Annotated in this window: 16 protein-coding genes and 1 pseudogene; 5 read left to right on the forward strand and 12 right to left on the reverse strand. The window is 69.5% G+C overall.

The window, feature by feature from the left end; all coding sequences use genetic code 11:
• Window positions 1–4 precede the first annotated feature (4 nt).
• Window positions 5–193 carry a helix-turn-helix transcriptional regulator gene (locus ACN27F_RS04690; RefSeq protein ID WP_421431375.1) on the reverse strand — a complete coding sequence of 63 codons (189 nt, stop codon included), beginning with the start codon at window positions 191–193 and terminating at the stop codon, window positions 5–7.
• Window positions 194–260: 67 nt separating this feature from the next.
• Between ACN27F_RS04690 and ACN27F_RS04695 the strand changes: the two genes are divergently transcribed.
• Both ACN27F_RS04695 and ACN27F_RS04700 read left to right on the forward strand, forming a co-directional pair.
• Window positions 261–881 carry a Scr1 family TA system antitoxin-like transcriptional regulator gene (locus tag ACN27F_RS04695; protein ID WP_421431376.1) on the forward strand — a complete coding sequence of 207 codons (621 nt, stop codon included), beginning with the start codon at window positions 261–263 and terminating at the stop codon, window positions 879–881.
• A gap of 370 nt (window positions 882–1251) precedes the next feature.
• A complete protein-coding gene (locus tag ACN27F_RS04700) occupies window positions 1252–2424 on the forward strand; it encodes an agmatinase family protein (protein WP_421431377.1) in 1173 nt (390 codons plus the stop codon).
• Between the two features lie 59 nt (window positions 2425–2483).
• Here ACN27F_RS04700 and ACN27F_RS04705 read toward each other — a convergent pair whose 3' ends face one another.
• Window positions 2484–2876, reverse strand: coding sequence for a VOC family protein (locus tag ACN27F_RS04705; RefSeq protein ID WP_421431378.1), 393 nt, complete (start codon window positions 2874–2876; stop codon window positions 2484–2486).
• A gap of 17 nt (window positions 2877–2893) precedes the next feature.
• Window positions 2894–3376: a winged helix-turn-helix transcriptional regulator gene (locus ACN27F_RS04710; RefSeq protein ID WP_421431379.1), complete on the reverse strand. Its 483-nt coding sequence runs from the start codon at window positions 3374–3376 to the stop codon at window positions 2894–2896.
• 56 nt (window positions 3377–3432) lie between these two features.
• On the opposite strand from ACN27F_RS04710, the gene ACN27F_RS04715 reads away from it, so the two are divergent.
• Entirely contained in the window at window positions 3433–3978 is a 546-nt protein-coding gene (locus ACN27F_RS04715) for a PaaI family thioesterase (protein WP_421431380.1), read from the forward strand.
• A gap of 13 nt (window positions 3979–3991) precedes the next feature.
• Here ACN27F_RS04715 and urtE read toward each other — a convergent pair whose 3' ends face one another.
• The 8 genes and pseudogenes from urtE to ACN27F_RS04755 all read right to left on the reverse strand — a co-directional run.
• On the reverse strand, window positions 3992–4684 hold the full coding sequence (gene urtE / locus ACN27F_RS04720) for an urea ABC transporter ATP-binding subunit UrtE (protein WP_421439967.1): 693 nt from the start codon (window positions 4682–4684) through the stop codon (window positions 3992–3994).
• A 5-nt stretch (window positions 4685–4689) separates the two neighbouring features.
• Window positions 4690–5460 carry an urea ABC transporter ATP-binding protein UrtD gene (gene urtD, locus ACN27F_RS04725; RefSeq protein ID WP_421431381.1) on the reverse strand — a complete coding sequence of 257 codons (771 nt, stop codon included), beginning with the start codon at window positions 5458–5460 and terminating at the stop codon, window positions 4690–4692.
• Window positions 5457–6698, reverse strand: coding sequence for an urea ABC transporter permease subunit UrtC (gene urtC, locus ACN27F_RS04730; protein ID WP_421431382.1), 1242 nt, complete (start codon window positions 6696–6698; stop codon window positions 5457–5459). The genes urtD and urtC overlap by 4 nt, the downstream gene beginning before the upstream one ends.
• Complete coding sequence (urtB, locus tag ACN27F_RS04735) at window positions 6695–7570, reverse strand: urea ABC transporter permease subunit UrtB (protein ID WP_421431383.1); 876 nt, start codon at window positions 7568–7570, stop codon at window positions 6695–6697. Before urtB ends, urtC begins: the two co-directional genes overlap by 4 nt.
• A 35-nt stretch (window positions 7571–7605) precedes the next feature.
• Complete coding sequence (gene urtA / locus ACN27F_RS04740) at window positions 7606–8832, reverse strand: urea ABC transporter substrate-binding protein (RefSeq protein WP_421431384.1); 1227 nt, start codon at window positions 8830–8832, stop codon at window positions 7606–7608.
• A gap of 155 nt (window positions 8833–8987) precedes the next feature.
• Window positions 8988–9917 carry an acyl-ACP desaturase gene (locus ACN27F_RS04745; RefSeq protein ID WP_421439969.1) on the reverse strand — a complete coding sequence of 310 codons (930 nt, stop codon included), beginning with the start codon at window positions 9915–9917 and terminating at the stop codon, window positions 8988–8990.
• Between the two features lie 167 nt (window positions 9918–10084).
• Window positions 10085–11434, reverse strand: coding sequence for a histidine--tRNA ligase (gene hisS / locus ACN27F_RS04750; RefSeq protein ID WP_421431385.1), 1350 nt, complete (start codon window positions 11432–11434; stop codon window positions 10085–10087).
• 107 nt (window positions 11435–11541) lie between these two features.
• Window positions 11542–12234: pseudogene (locus ACN27F_RS04755) on the reverse strand (MBL fold metallo-hydrolase); the annotation flags it as partial.
• A 273-nt stretch (window positions 12235–12507) separates the two neighbouring features.
• On the opposite strand from ACN27F_RS04755, the gene ACN27F_RS04760 reads away from it, so the two are divergent.
• Together ACN27F_RS04760 and ACN27F_RS04765 are read left to right on the forward strand one after the other, a co-directional pair.
• Complete coding sequence (locus ACN27F_RS04760) at window positions 12508–13452, forward strand: peptidylprolyl isomerase (RefSeq protein WP_421431386.1); 945 nt, start codon at window positions 12508–12510, stop codon at window positions 13450–13452.
• 30 nt (window positions 13453–13482) lie between these two features.
• Complete coding sequence (locus ACN27F_RS04765; protein ID WP_421431387.1) at window positions 13483–14310, forward strand: peptidylprolyl isomerase; 828 nt, start codon at window positions 13483–13485, stop codon at window positions 14308–14310.
• Between the two features lie 135 nt (window positions 14311–14445).
• On the opposite strand, the gene ACN27F_RS04770 is transcribed toward ACN27F_RS04765, so the two are convergent.
• Window positions 14446–17028 carry a RelA/SpoT family protein gene (locus ACN27F_RS04770; protein ID WP_421431388.1) on the reverse strand — a complete coding sequence of 861 codons (2583 nt, stop codon included), beginning with the start codon at window positions 17026–17028 and terminating at the stop codon, window positions 14446–14448.
• Window positions 17029–17185 lie beyond the last annotated feature (157 nt).

Below are 17185 nucleotides of genomic sequence, written 5' to 3' on the forward strand. Positions count from 1 at the left end.
CGTGTCAGCTGGCCCGGGGCGGCCGGTTCTCCTGGATCCACCGCTCGACGTCGGCCTTCAACCACACAGAGCCCATGACAAGTTCTGCGACCGGTTCCGGAAATCCTTTGCTGCGGGTAATCACGTGAACCCGTTGACGGGAGACGCCGAGCATGTGCCCGATCTCAGCCGCACCAACCAGTTCGAGGTTCACGACCTTGATACTGACCGTAGGCTTAAGCCGTTGACATGAGTCAACGTCATGCTTCATGCTATCGGGTATGACGGGCAAGGGTGACGGTTGGAGGGCCGGGACGTACAACGGGAGAGATTGCCGGACGGCGGTCAGCAACGCGCAGGCCGGTGGGACGGCACTGCTGCGGCGTCAGGTGGGGCGGTGTTTGGTGGCGCTGCGGCTCGGGGCCGGGCTGTCCCAGGACGTCGCCGCCGACAAGCTGCGACGCGGCAGCGGCACGCTGTGGCGGATCGAGGCAGGCGACCCGCTGGTCCGTTGGACCGAAGCGGACATGTCGGCGATGTGCCAGCTGTACCGGGCCGACGACGAGATCCGAAAACGGCTGCTCGCCCTCGCGGCGGAGATCGACCGCCCCAGCGGCGGCCACTGGTGGCACGACGAGTTCGCCGGACCGCCGATCGACGCCGACCCGTACCCGGTGTTCGAACAGTCCGCGACGCTCGTCCACTGCTACGGCCAGGCGACGGTCCCGGACCTGGTGCAGACCCCCGAGTACGCCGAAGCACTGCTGCGGTGCCCGGCCGGCCACCGCGACGATGACGACATCGCCGCCCGCCTCGACCAACTGGCGAACCGGCAGCGGCACCTGCTCGCCCACCCACGCCCACCGGTGCTGCAGGTGATCATCAACGAGGGCGCGCTCTGATCCGCCTCACCGCCCTGACCGGGGCGATGTATCTCGACCGGCCGGCGCATCTCGCCGCGGACGAACGGGTCTGGTCGGATCTGGCCGCCCGCGCCGCCGACGAGGACGCCAGCCGGCTGCTGACAGCGGATACCCGACAGCAACGGTCCGGCAAAGTGACCGAAACCGCAGCGGCGTCTACTCCGGGTGACTCACCAACGGTGAGGCGCACCTAGGGTTCCGCCGCCGCCGGGCAGCCGGGGACGGGACAGGTCCGAGAGGTGCAGGCGTCGGACCCGCCGGCACGGTGGGGGTGGCGTTCCACGGCGGGACAAAAGCCCGGGAGGCAGCCGGATGTCTGGCTGTGCCTCAGCCAGGCCCTCATTCGGAGGTGCCCGTGGGCTTCCACCACCACCATCACCACCATCATCAGCACCACGACCAGCAGCCCAGCGACCAGCCCGAACTGCACGGCAACTACGGCCCGGAGGCGGCGTACGCGGTCGCCCGCGAGGCCGGACTGCCCACCACCAAGTGGGAAGAGGAGGTCGCCCGGGGTCTGGAGTACGGCCTGCCCGGTGCCGACTCGATCGTCGACAAGCGGATCCCGACGTTCTCCCGTGGCGAACTGCCGCACTTCGCCGGGATCAACACCTTCCTGAAGGCACCGTACGTCGAGGACGTGCGCCGCTGCGGCGAGTACGACGTGGCGGTGCTCGGCGCACCGTTCGACGGCGGTACGACGTACCGCTCGGGGACCCGGTTCGGCCCGCAGGGCATCCGCAAGATCTCCGCGCTGTACGGGCCGTACTCGTTCGAACTCGGCGTCGACCTGCGCGAGTCGATCACGATCGCCGATCTCGGTGACGTGTTCACCATCCCGGCGAACATCGAGAAGACCTTCGACCAGATCTCCAAGGCGGTCAGCCACGTCTACTCCTCCGGGGCGTTCCCGGTGGTGCTCGGCGGTGACCACTCGATCGGCTACCCGACGGTGCGCGGCGTTGCCGAACACCTCGACGGCAACCTGGGCATCATCCACTTCGACCGGCACGTCGACACCCAGGAGACCGACCTCGACGAGCGGATGCACACCACCCCCTGGTTCCACGCCACCGACATCCCGAACGTGCCGCCGAAGAACCTGGTGCAGATCGGCATCGGTGGCTGGCAGGCACCCCGCCCCGGGGTCAAGGTCGGCCGGGAACGCGGCACCACGATCATGACGGTCACCGACTGCGTCGAGATGGGCATCGAGGCCGCCGCCGAACGGGCCCTCGACGTGGCCTGGGACGGCGCGGAGGCGGTCTGGCTGTCGTTCGACGTGGACTGCCTGGACGCCGCGTTCGTGCCGGGCACCGGCTGGCCCGAACCGGGCGGTTTCCTGCCCCGCGAGGTGCTCAAGTTCATCCAGTTGATCGCCGAGAAGCCGCTGGCCGGCATCGAGGTGGTGGAGTGCTCACCGCCGTACGACAATGCCGACATCACCTCGCTGATCGCCACCCGGGTCATCTGCGACACCATCGGCTGCCTGGTCCGGGCCGGGCATCTGCCCCGCCGCTGACCGCAGGCGGTGCTGCGCCCCTGCACCACGGTCCGCTCGGCGCGATCGGGAATCCCCGTTCAGGCGGGGCCGATCAGGTCCCACCGGTTACCGGCGATGTCGACGAAGACCACGACCCGGCCGTACGGTTCGGTGCGCGGCGTGGTCACGAACCGCACGTCGTGGTCGATCATCCGCTGGTACGCGGCCTCGAAGTCGTCCACCCGCAGGAAGAAGCCGACTCGGCCGGCCGTCTGGTTGCCGACCGCCGCCCGCTGGGCGTCGCCGTCGGCGCGGGCCAGCAGGATGCCGGTCTCGGCACCGGGCGGCCGCACCACCACCCACCGCTTCGCGCGGCCGTCGTTGGTCGTCGACGGTGAGTCCTCGACCAGCTCGAAGCCGAGGACGGTGGTGAAGAAGTCGATGGCCGGGTCGTAGTCGTCGACGATGATGGCGGTGAGCGAGATGTGCACGCCCGCAGCGTAGGTCCTCAGCTGATCGGCTGGCGGCGGCGGGCGCCGGGGCCGGGGCGGGGCAGCGCCTCGCGCGGGCTGGTCAGGTCGTGGCCGGCGGCACAGCGCAGGACGACCCCGACCTCGGCGTCGCAGTCGCGGTGTACGACGTTCAGCGGCGGGCCGTCGGGGTCGGCGCAGTAGGCGTCGCCCCACTGCAGCAGCGCGACCAGCACCGGCCACAGGTCGAGTCCCTTGCCGGTGAGCCGGTACTCGTACCGCTGCCGTTCCCCCGGCTCCTGGTACGGGTGCCGGCGCAGCAGTCCGCGCTCGACCAGCATGGTGAGCCGGTTGGTCAACACCTGGCGCGGGACGCCGGTGCGGTCGCGCATCTGGTCGAAGCGCCGTACGCCGTTGAACACCTCGCGCAGCACGACGACGGTCCACCGCTCGCCGAGGATCTCCATCGTGCGGGCGATGGTGCAGTTGTCGATCGACCAGTCGAGTGCGGTGGGTCTCACCCGCACCAGGCTAGGTCTTGTTGACAGACGCAGCAACCAGCTGCCAGGCTGCGTCTATGACGCAGACTCAGGAGCCGGCACCCGCGACCCCGCCCGCTGCCGGCGCCCGCAGCCGTACGTTCTCGTGGACCGACCCGGCGTCGCTACCGACGGCGGCGCTGAGCCAACTGTCCGGGCTCGACCAGCTCCGGTCGATGACCTCCGGCGAGGTCCCCGCCCCGCCGGTGCTGCACATGCTCGGGCTCGACGGGTTCGAGGTCGAGGCCGGACGGGCGGTCGCGCTGCTCACTCCGCAGGAGTTCCACTACAACGCGCTCGGCACCGTGCACGGCGGGGTGCTGTCGATGCTGCTGGACACCGCCGCCGGCTCAGCGGTGCACTCCGTGCTGCCGGCCGGGACGAGCTACACCTCGATCGACCTGAACGTAAAGTTCCTCCGCCCGGTCACTCTCGCCTCGGGCACGGTGCGCTGCGAGGGCACCGTGGTGCAACGTGGCCGGCGCACCGCGTACGCCGAGGCGAAGCTGACCGACGCCGCCGGGCGGCTGGCCGCCCACGCCACCTCGTCCTGCCTGCTGTTCGAGCTGCCACCGCCCAGCTGAGGGCGGCGATCGGTCAGACCGACAGCAGCCGGCGCACCGACTCGTCGCGCAGATCCTCCTTGCCGCCGGCGCGCACCACCTCGCCGGCGTCGAGGATGACGAACCGGTCGGCCAGCCGCAGGGCCAGTTCGAGGTACTGCTCGACCAGCAGGATCGCCAGGCCGGCCTCGGTGTGCAGCCGTTCGATCGCCTCCTCGATCTCGATGATGATCGACGGCTGGATGCCCTCGGTCGGTTCGTCGAGCAGCAACATCTTCGGCCGGGTGACCAGGGCGCGGGCGATCGCCAACTGCTGTTGCTGGCCGCCGGAGAGGAACCCCGCGCGGCGGCGCAGCAGCCCGCGCAGCGCCGGGAACAGATCCAACGCCTCGTCGACCGCGGACTTGTCGGTCCGTGCCGCCTCGACCGCCACCTGCAGGTTCTCCGCGACGGTCAGCTGCGGGAAGGTCTCGTGGCCCTGTGGGACGTAGCCCAGGCCGAGCCGCACCCGCTCGTGGGTGCGCAGCTTGGTGATGTCGCGGCCGGCGAAGGTGACCCGACCGGCGCGCACCGGCAGCACCCCGGTGATCGCCTTCAGCAGGGTGGTCTTGCCGACCCCGTTGCGTCCCATCACGCAGACCAGGGACCCGGCCGGGGCCTGCAGGTCGACCCCGAACAGTACTTGGGCCCGCCCGTACGAGACGTCGAGACCTTCGACGGTCAGCATGGCACTCACGACGCCTCCCGCTGGACGAGTTCGACGCTGTCCTCACCGGAGCGCCCCAGGTAGACCTGCTGCACCCGGGGGTCCGCCCGCACCTGGGCGACGGTGCCCTCACAGAGCAGTTTCCCCTCGTGCAGCACGGTGACGGTGCTGGCGAAGCGGCGCAGGAACTCCATGTCGTGCTCGATCACCAGCACCGTGTGGTCCTTGGCGACCTCGCGCAGCAGTTCACCGGTGCGTTCCCGTTCGCCGCGGCTCATCCCGGCCACCGGTTCGTCGAGCAGCAGCAGGCTGGGCTGCTGCACGATCAGCATGCCGATCTCCAGCCATTGGCGCTGCCCGTGCGACAGCACCCCGGCCGGACGGTACGCCAGCTCGGCCAGGCCGGTGGTGTCCAACGCCCGGGACACCTGGTCGGAGACACCGTGGCGGCGGCGCAGCAGGCCGACCAGCGGCCGACGGAAGCTGGCCGCCAGGTCGAGATTCTCCACGACGGTGAGCTGCTCGAACACCACGGACGTCTGGAAGGTCCGGCCGATGCCGAGCCGGACGATCCGGTGCTCACGGCGGCCGACGAGCTCCTCGCCGTTGAACCGCACCGACCCGGCCGCCGGCCGGGTCCGGCCGGTCACCACGTCGATCAGGGTCGTCTTGCCGGCACCGTTGGGGCCGATCAGGAAGCGCAGCTCCCCCGGCTCGACGGTCAGGTCGAGGTCGCTGATCGCCCGGAACCCGTCGAAGACGACGTCGAGACCGCGTACCTCCAGCTTGCCGCTCATGGCTTCGTACCCCCGACCCCGACGCTGGTCGTCGCCGGCCGCCCGGCGGCGTCGGCGGGCTCGCCGCCCGCCGCGCCGGCCGGGGAGACCGGTGCCGCCGGGCCGGATCGGCCCGGCCAGCGGTGGCGCAGCGCCGCCCAGCCGTCGGCGAGCAGCCCGGCGAGGCCGCGCGGCGCCCACATCATCACCGCGATGAACAGGCCGCCGAGCAGGTAGAGCCAGCCGGAGGGCCACTGCTCGCTGAGCACCGTACTGCCGTAGTTGAACAGGATCGCCCCGCCGACCGCACCGGCCAGCGAGAACCGTCCGCCGATGGCGACCGCCACCAGCATCTCGATGGACGGTACGACGCCGAGGTCCGCCGGCCCGAGGATGCCGACCACCGGCACGAACAGCGCACCGGCGATCCCGGCCATCGCCGCCGACAGCGCGTACACGATGGTCTTCACCACGGCCGGGTCGTAGCCGAGGAACCGCACCCGGTCCTCGCCGTCGCGGATGGCGACCAGCAGCTTGCCGAACCGGGAGTGGGTGAACTGCCAGGCGGCCAGGAAGACCAGGCCGAGCGCGCCGACCGCGACGTAGTAGACGATCCGTTTCTGCGCCGGGTCGTACAGGTCCAGACCGAAGAAGAACTGCACGTTGGTCAGGCCGTTGGTGCCGCCGGTCAGGCCCTGCTGGCCGACCAGCAGGATCACGAACGCGGCGGCCAGGGCCTGGGAGAGGACGGCGAAGTAGGCCCCGCGCACCCGCTGGCGGAACACCAGGATGCCCAGGACCAGCGCCACCACGGTGGGCAGTACCACCACCATGACCAGCGCGAACGCCGGATTGCGGAACGGCGCCCAGACCGCCGGCAGGGTCTCCACCCCGCTCCACACCATGAAGTCGGGCAGGTTTCCCGGCCCGGCGTCGGCGAGCTTGAGGTACATGCCCATGGCGTAGCCGCCGAGGCCGAAGAAGACGCCCTGGCCGAGCGTCAACATGCCGCCGCGTCCCCAGGCCAGGTAGATGCCGACCGCGACGATCGCGTAGCAGAGGTACTTGGCCAGCAGATCGAGCCGGAACGGGCTGAGCACCAGCGGTGCCACGACCAGCAGCAGCACCCCGACCGCGACGAACCCGACCGGTCCGGGCCAGCGGGCGGCCGAACGGGGCGGCCGCGCGGTGAGATCGGTCGGTCGCGCCGCGGGATCGGTCGGCCGCGCCGCGGGGTCGGTCGGCCGCGCCGCGTTCACGTCAGCGTCCGGGAACGGAGCACGAACATGCCCTGCGGACGGAACTGGAGGAAGGCCACGATCACCGCGAAGACCACCACCTTGGCCAGGCTCGCATCGGTCCAGAATTCGACGAAGCTGTTGATCACGCCGAGCGCGGTCGCCGCGATCACCGCCCCGCGCAGCTGTCCGAGTCCCCCGGCCACGACGACGAGGAACGCGTCCACGATGTAGTAGGTGCCCAGGGACGGCCCGACCGGTCCGATCAGGGTCAGCGCCACCCCGGCGACGCCGGCCAGACCGGAGCCGATGAAGAAGGTGAGCTGGTCCACCCGCTGGGTGGCCACGCCGGTCACCGCGGCGAGCTCACGGTTCTGCATCACCGCGCGCATCCGCCGGCCGTACGACAGTTTGCCCAGGTAGAGCGAGATCGCCAGCACACAGGCAATCGCCAGGGCCATGATGAACAACCGGTTGTACGGCAGCCGTACGCCGGCCACGTCCACCCCGCCGGTGAGCCAGCCGGGCGCGGTGACCTGCACGTTGGGCGCGCCGAAGATGTCCCGGGCCAACTGCTGCAGGATCAGGCTGACCCCGAAGGTGAGCAGCAGGGTGTCCAGCGGCCGGCCGTAGAACCGGCGGATCACCAGCCGTTCCAGGATCAGTCCCATGGTGCCGGCGATGACGAAGGCGACCGGCAGGGCGGCCGGGACGGCCTGCGCCCCGACCAACCCCTGCAGCATGTACGCGGTGTAGGCGCCCGCCAGGATGAACTCCCCGTGGGCCATGTTGATGACGCCCATCTGTCCGAAGGTGAACGTCAGTCCCAGCGCGATCAGGAGCAGCACCGCTCCGATGCTCGCACCGATGACCAGTTGGTTGAGAATCGCCATGGCGGGCACCTCCCTCCGTCAGCCGCCGGCCGCCGCTACGACAGGCCCTCGGCCCAGTCGTAGCCGGTCAGGTACGGGTCCGGCTTGATCGGCTCGCCGGAGTTCCACACCTCCTCGATCTGGCCGTCGGGCTGCACGACGCCGATCCTGGCCGTCTTGAAGACGTGCTGGTTGTCGCCGTCGATGGTGACCGTGCCTTCGGGGGCGTCGATGCTGATCCCGCCGGCGGCCTCCTTGACCGCCGCCACGTCGGTGCTACCGGCCGCCTCGACCGCCGCCGCCCACAGATAGACCGCGTTGTAGCCAGCCTCCATCGGGTCGGAGGTGACCTTCTCCGCGCCGTACTTGGTTTTGAACGCCTCGACGAAGGCGTCGTTGCGCTCGCCTTCGGTGGTCTGGTAATAGTTCCAGGCCACCAGATGTCCGGCGATGTTGTCCGGGCCGATGCCGACGACCTCCTCCTCGGCGACGCTGACCGACACCGTCGGCATCGCTTCGGCGCTGACTCCGGCGCTGGTCAACTGCTTGAAGAAGGCGACGTTGCTGTCGCCGTTGAGGGTGTTGAACACCGCATCCGGCTGGGCCTGCTGCAGTTTGTTCACCACGGTGCTGTACTCGGTGTGGCCCAGCGGGGTGTACTCCTCGCCGACGATCTGCATGCCGTTGGCCTCGGCGTACGCCGTGATGATCTTGTTTGCGGTACGGGGGAAGACGTAGTCGCTGCCGACCAGGAAGAGCGTCTTGTGGCCCTGCTCGGCGAGGTAGTCCAGGGCCGGGACGATCTGCTGGTTCGTGGTGGCGCCGGTGTAGAAGATGTACTCCGAGCTCTCCAACCCTTCGTACTGCACCGGATACCACAGCAGCGCCTTGTTGCGCTCGAAGACCGGCAGCATCGCCTTGCGACTCGCCGACGTCCAGCCGCCGAAGACGGTGGCGACCTTGTCCTGGGAGATGAGCTTCTGCGCCTTCTCGGCGAACGTGGGCCAGTCCGACGCGCCGTCCTCGACGACGGGCTCGATCTGCTTGCCCAGCACGCCACCGGCGGCGTTGATCTCCTCGATCGCGAGCAACTCCGCATCGCGTACGGTGACCTCGCTGATCGCCATGGTGCCGCTCAGCGAGTGCAGGATACCGACCTTGATGGTGTCGGAGTCACCACCGCCGCCGGCCGAGGACGTGGGGTCCTCGGCGCAGGCGGTCATGGCGACCAATGTCGACAATATACAGAGTGCGGCTAGGCCGCCCCGCAGGCGTCGTGGCATCCAACTTCCCTTCAGCCGAAGTGTGGGTGCCCCGAAACGTATGAAGGTCGAGTTTCACAGATCTCGACTCATCGATGTCCAACAGGTTAAGCCCGCCTCACAACCATCCTGAGCGGAGAGTGAGGACACCGGTCCAGCCAGCCACGGTGGACGGATCAGCCCCGGCCGTGCGCCGTCCGGGCCCGCCGCTCGTCGCGACGCTGCTCGAAGCGCGACGCCGCCCGCTCCAGCTCGGCCATCTGGTCGGCGAGCTGCTCGCGGGCCACCTCACCGTCGGCGTCGAGCCCGGTCACGTTCCAGATGTCCCACTGACGCAGCACCGGCGCCAGCACCTCGTCACGGTGCTGGCGCAGGTCGTAGATGCCGGCCAGGGCGATCGCCACCGACTTGCGGGCGAATCCGTCGATGCCCGCTCCCGGCATCTGGAAATCGGCGGCCACGTCGGCCACCGCCCGCATCGCCTGGCTGGGCGCCACTTCGAAGGCCGCACCGAGCAGGTTGCGGTAGAACATCATGTGCAGGTTCTCGTCGGCGGCGATCCGGGCCAGCAGCCGCTCGCAGTGCGGGTCACCGGTGGCTCTGCCCGTGTTGCGATGCGAGATCCGGGTGGCCAGCTCCTGAAACGACACGTACGCCAACGAGTGCAGCACCTCGTCACCGTGCTGGTTGACGTAACCGGTGGACATGTGCACCATCCGGGCCCGCTCCAGCGCCACCGGATCGACCGCCCGGGTCACGGTCAGATAGTCACGGATCGCGGTACCGTGCCGCCCCTCCTCGGCAGTCCACCGGTGCACCCAGGTGCCCCACGCCCCGTCGCGGCCGAACAGACTGGCGATCTCGTGGTGGTACGACGGCAGATTGTCCTCGGTCAGCAGGTTGACCACGAGCGCGGTCCGGGCCACGTCGGGGATCCGCGAGTCGTCCGGCGACCAGGGCTCGCCACCGAGCGGGCCGTCGAAGGTGCGTCCGTCGCTCCACGGCACGTACTCGTGTGGGAACCACTCCTTGGCCAGGCCGAGGTGCCGGTCGAGGTTGGCGGCGACCACCGGTTCGAGCTCGATCAGCAGCGCGGTCTGGGACATCGGGGCGGTGGTGGCGACGACGGTCAAGGACGGACTCCCTACGACGAGTAACCTACGGCAACGTAACTTACGCAACCGTAGGTTATCTCGCCCGCCACCGCCACTTCTCCCGCCCCACCCCGACAATCTTGGGCTTATCGCGGCCTTATATCCCTTTTGTCTATCGATCAGTCCAAGATCGTCGGGGACGCGGTGATGTGCGGGTGGAGGTCGCCCGGCGGTGGATGCCAGGCGGTCGCGTCCGCGGTCACCTGGTCACCGGAGCGGATGTCCTTGACGCTGTCCGGCTCGCCGTCGGCGCCGAGGAACCAGACGTACGGGATGCCGCGACGCTGCGCGTAGCGGATCTGCTTGCCGAACTTCGCCGCCGACGGCGACACCTCGGTGGCGATCCCCCGCCGCCGCAGCGCGTCGGCCACCCGGTTGCCCGCCGGCCGGTCCGCCTCGGCCGGCAACGCCACCAGCACACAGGTCGGCACCGGGCGGGACACGGCCAGCGCGTCCGCGCCGAACAGCAGACCGAGCAGCCGGGACACGCCGATGGAAATGCCGACACCGGGAAACCGGTCGGCGCCGGACGAGGCGAGATCGTCGTACCGGCCGCCGGAGCAGATTGAGCCAAACCGCTCGTACCCCCGCAGTTGGGTTTCGTAGACGGTGCCGGTGTAGTAGTCCAGGCCCCGGGCGATGCGCAGGTCGGCGACGCACAGGCCGGGCGTGTGGGCGGCGGCCGTCTCCACCACCGTGACCAGTTCGGCGAGCCCTTCGTCGAGCAACGGGTGCTCCACCCCGAGCCCGTGCACCGCGTCGGCGAACGACGCGTCCGGCGCACCGATCTCGGCCAGCGACAGGCAGGCCTTGGCCTGGCTCTCGGTGGCGCCGGCGGTGGCCATTAGCAACTCGGCCACCTGTTGTGGGCCGAGCTTGTCGAGCTTGTCGATCGCCCGCAGCGCGGCCTCGGGGTCAATCAGCCCCACGCCGCGGTAGAAGCCCTCACAGACCTTACGGTTGTTGACCTGGATGCGCACCGGTGGGATCGGCAGGGCGGCCAGCGCGTCACCGATGATCAGCGGCAACTCGGCCTCGAAATGCGGGGCGATCGTGTCCCGGTCCACGATGTCGATGTCGGCCTGCAGGAACTCGCGGTAGCGCCCCTCCTGCGGCCGTTCCCCCCGCCACACCTTCTGGATCTGGTAGCGACGGAACGGGAAGGTCAGCTTGCCGGCGTTCTCCAGCACGTAGCGGGCGAACGGCACGGTCAGGTCGAAGTGCAGCCCGAGTGCGTCGTCACCGGCTTCGGCCCCCGGATCGGCCTGCAGCCGGCGCAGCAGGTACACCTCCTTGGAGGTCTCCCCCTTGCGCAGCAACTGGTCGAGTGGCTCGACGGCCCGGGTCTCCAGCGGCGCGAAGCCGTACAGTTCGAAGGTGCGACGCAGCTGGTCGATCACGTACTGCTCGATCATCCGCTGCGGGGGCAGCCACTCCGGGAAGCCGGAGATCGGCCTTGGCTTACTCATCGGTGTCCTCGTCACAGTCCGGTACGGCGGGCCGGGGGCGCAGCCTCACGGCCAGCGACCTCGCGCAGGTGCGGATCAGCGGTCGCGCCAGCGACCTCGCGCAGGTGCGGATCAGCGGTCGCGCCAGCGACCTCGCGCAGGTACGGGTTGCTGGCACGCTCCCGGCCGATGGTGGTGGCCGGACCGTGCCCGGGCAGCACGACGGTGTCGTCGGCCAACGGCAGGATCTTGTCCCGCAGGCTGGTCAGCATCGTCGGCATGCTGCCACCGGGCAGGTCGGTGCGCCCGATCGAGCCGGCGAACAGCACGTCACCGGAGAGACAGACCTGTTCGGCGTCCCACGGCGACCCGGCGCCGGGCAGCCGGAACAGCACCGACCCGCCGGTGTGCCCGGGTGCGTGGTCGACGGTGATCTCCAGACCGGCGAGGGTCAGCGTGGTGCCGTCGGTGAGCTCGGCGACGTCGTCCGGCTCGCTGTACGGCAGCCGCCCACCGAACATCGCCGACAGGTCCGTGGACAATCCCTTGGCCGGGTCGGCCAGCATCTCCCGGTCGCCGGGATGGACGTATGCCGTGATGCCCCGCGCCCCACAGACCGGGGCCACCGAGAAGGTGTGGTCGAGGTGTCCGTGAGTGAGCAGGACCGCGGCCGGTCGCAGCCGGTGCTCGGCCAGGACCGCCTCGAGTTGGTCGAGCACCCCGATGCCCGGATCGACGACCAGGCACTGCTCGCCAGGCCCGACCGCCACCAGGTAACAGTTGGTGCCGAACATCTGCGCCGGGAACCCGGTGATGAGCACGCCTCTCCCTCCGTCCGGCCCGGCCGTTGCGGACCGCCATCGTCGAGCCTAACCGTCGCGGCGAACGGTTTGACGTGGCCCGCCCGGCGGCACCGGAGACCCATCGTTCACAATGATGATCTCCGATTGGATACGAGGTAGACCTCGTACAACAAATTCCCAGCCGATACCCGTACACTCTGGCGGGCATGTGGCGTGGCGCACCGCAATCGCGCCCGGGTCCGGCACGCCCGTCGCACGCGGTGCACGGATGATCAGGAAAGGGGAGCACGGGTGGCTTCCAGCAGGGACCGGCAGCGCAAACTGGCGCGGGCGAAGCTCGACCGGCAGATGGCCCGCCGGGCCGCCGCCGCCCGACGCAAGCGGCGAATCCGTGCCGGCGTCGGAGCGGGCGTCGCGCTGCTGGTCGTCGCCGGCGCCTCGGCCTGGGCACTCGGCGCCTTCGACCGCGAGCCGCAGACGCCCGAGGCGGCCGGCATCTGCACCTGGACACCGCAGGACGCGGCAGCCAACAGCAACCTCACCGACGTCGGTCTGCCGGAGACCACCGATCCGCCGACCACCGGGGTCCGCCCGATGACCATCACGACCGACCAGGGCGAACCGATCACCGTCGAGCTGGATCTGGCCAACGCGCCGTGCGCGGCCGCGAGTTTCGCCCATCTGGCCAGCCGCAACTTCTTCGACGACAGCACCTGCCACGAGATCACCGACGAGGGCGCCATTCTCTGCGGCGATCCCAGCGGCACCGGGCAGGGCGGGCCGACGTACTCGTACTACAGCGAGAACGTACCGACCGCGCCGCAACTGGACCCGTCCGCCGACCCGACCGTGGACCCGGCCGACCAGCCGCCGCTGTATCCGGCCGGCACCGTGGTCGCCGTCGGCGTGCCGCAGGGCAGCAACGGCAGCCAGTTCAAGATCTTCTTCGAGGACTTCACCACCGAGTTCCCCGAGTACCCGATCATTGGGCGGGTCACCAGCGGGATGGAGACCGTCGCCGCCATCGCCGCCATCCCCCGGGTGGAAAATGAGGCCGGGGCACAGGTCAAGCCCGAAACCGACGTGGTCGTCCAGAGCGTGACGGTGGGTGAGCCGGTCGAGTCCGGCCAGGCCGAGCCGGCCCCATCCACCGACCCCAGTGCGTCGGCACCGGCGGACCCGGCCTCCCCCGCAGCGGACGGGGAGGCCACCGACGGCACCGCCGGGCAGTCCTGACCAGATAATTCGATTCCAGGAGGATCCACCGTGACGTCGACCAGGGAGCGGCAGCGCGCCGCGGCTCGGGCCCGGCTCGAAAGGGAGATGGCCCAGCGCGCCGCGGCGGCGCGCAAGCGCCGCCAGTTGCAGGCCAGCATCGGCGCCGGGGTCGCCCTGCTGATCGTGGTGGCCGGCACGGTATGGCTGATCGCCAGCCTCGGCGACGACGAGACCACCACCCCCCAGGCCGAGGACGACGCCGCCGCGGTCACCTGCGTGTGGAACGAGGTGCCCGCCGAGCAGCGCAGCGGGACCACCAAGGACGTCGGCGTGCCGCCGACCACCACCCCGCCGACCAGCGGCACCCAGATCATGACGCTGGACACCAGCTTCGGCGAGATCCAGGTGACGATGGACCTGTCCGAGGTGCCGTGCACCGCCGCCAGCTTCCATCATCTGGCCAGCGAGCAGTTCTGGGACGGCACCAAGTGTCACCGGATGTTCCCGGGCATGCTGCAGTGCGGCGATCCCAGCGCCAGCGGTGATGGTTACCGGGAGACCGACGGCACCGGCGGGCCGAGCTACCAGTTCGCCAACGAGAACCTGCCGGTCGACGAGCGGCCCGCCTACCCGGCGGGTGTGGTGGCGATGGCCAACAGCGGCCCGGACACCAACGGCAGCCAGTTCTTCTTCATCTACGAAGACGTCGAGCTCAGCCCGGACTACACGGTGCTCGGCCAGGTCACCGAGGGCCTCGATGTGATCAAGGAAGCGACCGAGGCGGGACACGACGGCGCGTTCGAGCCGTCGCCGGGCGGTGGCCACCCGAACAGCGACATTGTGATCAACTCGCTGACCGTCAGCGAGCCCCAGTAGCAGCCAACCGCGATGCCCCAGAAGCATGATGATGCCTCTGGGGCATCAGGTCTGTCAGCGGTACGTGCGCTCCCGGCCGGTCGTGACCCGTGACAGGTGCCGGTACCCGTCGCCCACGGGCCGCGCCGTCGTCGGTCAGGTGCCGGAGGTGACCCGGTAGGCGTCGAAGACGCCGTCGACCTTGCGGACCGCGTTCAGCAGGTGCCCGAGGTGCTTCGGGTCGGCCATCTCGAACGAGAACCGGCTGACCGCGACCCGGTCACGGGTGGTGGTCACGGTGGCGGAGAGGATGTTGACCCGTTCCTCGGACAACACCCGGGTCACGTCGGCCAGCAGTTTGTGCCGGTCCAGCGCCTCGACCTGGATCGCCACCAGGAACGTGGACGCGGAGGTGAGCTTCCAGCTGACCTCGACCAGGCGCTCCTGCTGGACCTTCAGATCCTCCGCGTTGAAGCAGTCCTCGCGGTGCACGCTCACCCCGCCGGAGCGGGTGACGAAGCCGAACACGGCGTCCGGCGGCACCGGGGTGCAGCAGCGGGCAAGCTTGATCCAGACGTCGCTGACCCCGCGGACCACCACACCCGGGTCACCGCCGGCGTGCCGGGTTCGGGGCGGCCGGGTGGCCACCGCCGACTCGGCGATGTCCTCGGCCGCACCTTCCTCCCCGCCGAAGCTGGCCATCAACCGCTGTACGACGGTCTGCGCCGACACCTGGCTGTCGCCGACCGCCGCGTAGAGCGAAGCCACGTCGGGCAGGTGCAGATCACGGGCGATCGTCATCAGCGACTCGGAGGTGAGCATCCGCTGCAGTGGCATGCCCTGCTTGCGCATCGCCTTGGCGATCGCGTCCTTGCCGGCCTCGATCGCCTCCTCGCGGCGTTCCTTGTTGAAGTACTGCCGGATCTTGGTACGGGCACGTGGGCTCTTGACGAAGCCGAGCCAGTCCTGGGTCGGCCCGGCGGTGGCGGACTTCGAGGTGAAGATCTCAATCACGTCGCCGTTGGACAGCGTCGACTCCAGCGGCACCAACTTGCCGTTGACCCGCGCGCCGATGCACTTGTGGCCCACCTCGGTGTGCACCGCGTAGGCGAAGTCCACCGGGGTCGACCCGGTGGGCAGCGGGATCACGTCGCCCTTGGGGGTGAAGACGTACACCTCCTGGCTGGACAGGTCGAAGCGCAGCGCGTCGAGGAACTCACTCGGGTCGCTGGCCTCCCGCTGCCAGTCGAGCAACTGACGCAGCCAGGTCATCTCGTCGATGTGTGCCGGCGGACCGACGACGGTCGCGCCTTTCTGTTCCTTGTACTTCCAGTGCGCGGCGATGCCGAACTCGGCGGTGCGGTGCATCGCGTACGTCCGGATCTGCATCTCCACCGGCTTGCCGGACGGGCCGATCACCGTGGTATGCAGCGACTGGTACATGTTGAACTTCGGCATCGCGATGTAGTCCTTGAACCGGCCGGGAACCGGCTGCCAGTTCGCGTGGATCACGCCGAGTGCCGCATAGCAATCACGCACCGTGTCGACGAGAATACGGACGCCGACCAGGTCGTAGATGTCGTTGAAATCGCGCCCGCGCACGATCATCTTCTGATAGATCGAGTAGAGGTGCTTGGGCCGGCCGGTCACCTCGGCCTTGATCTTGGCCGACCGCAGGTCCAGCTGGACCTTCTGGGTCACCTTGCGCAGCTGGGTGTCGCGCTGCGGCTGGTGCTCCCCGATCAGCCGGTTGATCTCCTCGTACCGTTTGGGGAACAACGTGCCGAAGGCAAGGTCTTCCAGTTCCCACTTGACGGTGTTCATACCGAGCCGGTGCGCCAGCGGGGCCAGGATCTCCAGCGTCTCCTTCGCCTTCTGCTCCTGCTTGGCCTTGGGCAGGAAGGTGAGGGTACGCATGTTGTGCAGCCGGTCGGCGAGCTTGATCACCAGAACCCGGGGGTCCTTGGCCATCGCGACCACCATCTTGCGGATCGTCTCCGCCTTGGCCGCGTCGCCGAGCTTGACCCGGTCCAGCTTGGTGACCCCGTCGACCAGCAGCGTGACCTCGCCGCCGAAGTCGGCGCGCATCTCGTCCAGCGTGTAGCCGGTGTCCTCGATCGTGTCGTGCAGCAGGGCGGCCACCAGCGTGGTGGTGTCCATGCCCAGGTTGGCCAGGATGGTGGCGACGGCGAGCGGGTGGGTGATGTACGGGTCACCGGACTTGCGGTACTGCCCGGAGTGCCACTTGGAGGCGACGTCGAACGCCTTCTGCAGCACTCGTGGATCAGCCTTGGCGTGGCTCTGCCGGTGGGTCGCGATCAGCGGCTCGAGGACCTCGGGAATGTGCGGGGTCTGCCACGGGGCGTTGAACCGGGCCAGCCGGGCCCGTACCCGGCGTCCGGTCGGCGCACCGGCGAACCCGAAGCCGCTGGTGACGGCCGCATCCGCCGCCGGATGGTCACCGCTGCCGGCCACACCGTTGGCCACGACGGTGTCATGGCCGACGCTGACGTCCTGACCCGCGTCAGCCTCGTGATCAGCGAAGGCACCGTCACCAACGACGGCATCGTGACCCGCACTGGGATCGTGGCGCGTAGCGCCGTTTGCGCCGTTTGCACCGTTCGCACCAGGGAGCACGGGATCGGCCGACGGCTCGCCGTTGGTGGCGCTTGTCGCCGGTTTGGCCTCGCCAGTCGGGTGCACAGTGCCCTCCATGGAAGGGGCGACGTTGTAGGACACCGGCCTCCTTCAACTCTGCCGGGCTCAGCCGACCGTATCCGGCTGAGTCGCTACCGCGCTAGCCAGGAGGACCCGCCCCTGACTGACAGGGAGAGCAATATTACCCGTCTGGACCTGCCCCTGCCGGTCTGCCGGGCCGGTAGTCGTGGTCGGGTCG

This window comes from Solwaraspora sp. WMMB335 (assembly GCF_049179075.1).
Taxonomy (GTDB): Bacteria; Actinomycetota; Actinomycetes; order Mycobacteriales; family Micromonosporaceae; genus Micromonospora_E.

Coding starts and splice junctions, on each gene's coding strand:
- ACN27F_RS04745 (WP_421439969.1), bottom strand. CDS start 9,917: ATGTCCCAGACCGCGCTGCTGATCGAGCTCGAACCGGTGGTCGCCGCC.
- urtA (WP_421431384.1), bottom strand. CDS start 8,832: ATGCCACGACGCCTGCGGGGCGGCCTAGCCGCACTCTGTATATTGTCG.
- hisS (WP_421431385.1), bottom strand. CDS start 11,434: ATGAGTAAGCCAAGGCCGATCTCCGGCTTCCCGGAGTGGCTGCCCCCG.
- urtD (WP_421431381.1), bottom strand. CDS start 5,460: ATGAGCGGCAAGCTGGAGGTACGCGGTCTCGACGTCGTCTTCGACGGG.
- urtE (WP_421439967.1), bottom strand. CDS start 4,684: ATGCTGACCGTCGAAGGTCTCGACGTCTCGTACGGGCGGGCCCAAGTA.
- ACN27F_RS04715 (WP_421431380.1), top strand. CDS start 3,433: ATGACGCAGACTCAGGAGCCGGCACCCGCGACCCCGCCCGCTGCCGGC.
- urtB (WP_421431383.1), bottom strand. CDS start 7,570: ATGGCGATTCTCAACCAACTGGTCATCGGTGCGAGCATCGGAGCGGTG.
- ACN27F_RS04695 (WP_421431376.1), top strand. CDS start 261: ATGACGGGCAAGGGTGACGGTTGGAGGGCCGGGACGTACAACGGGAGA.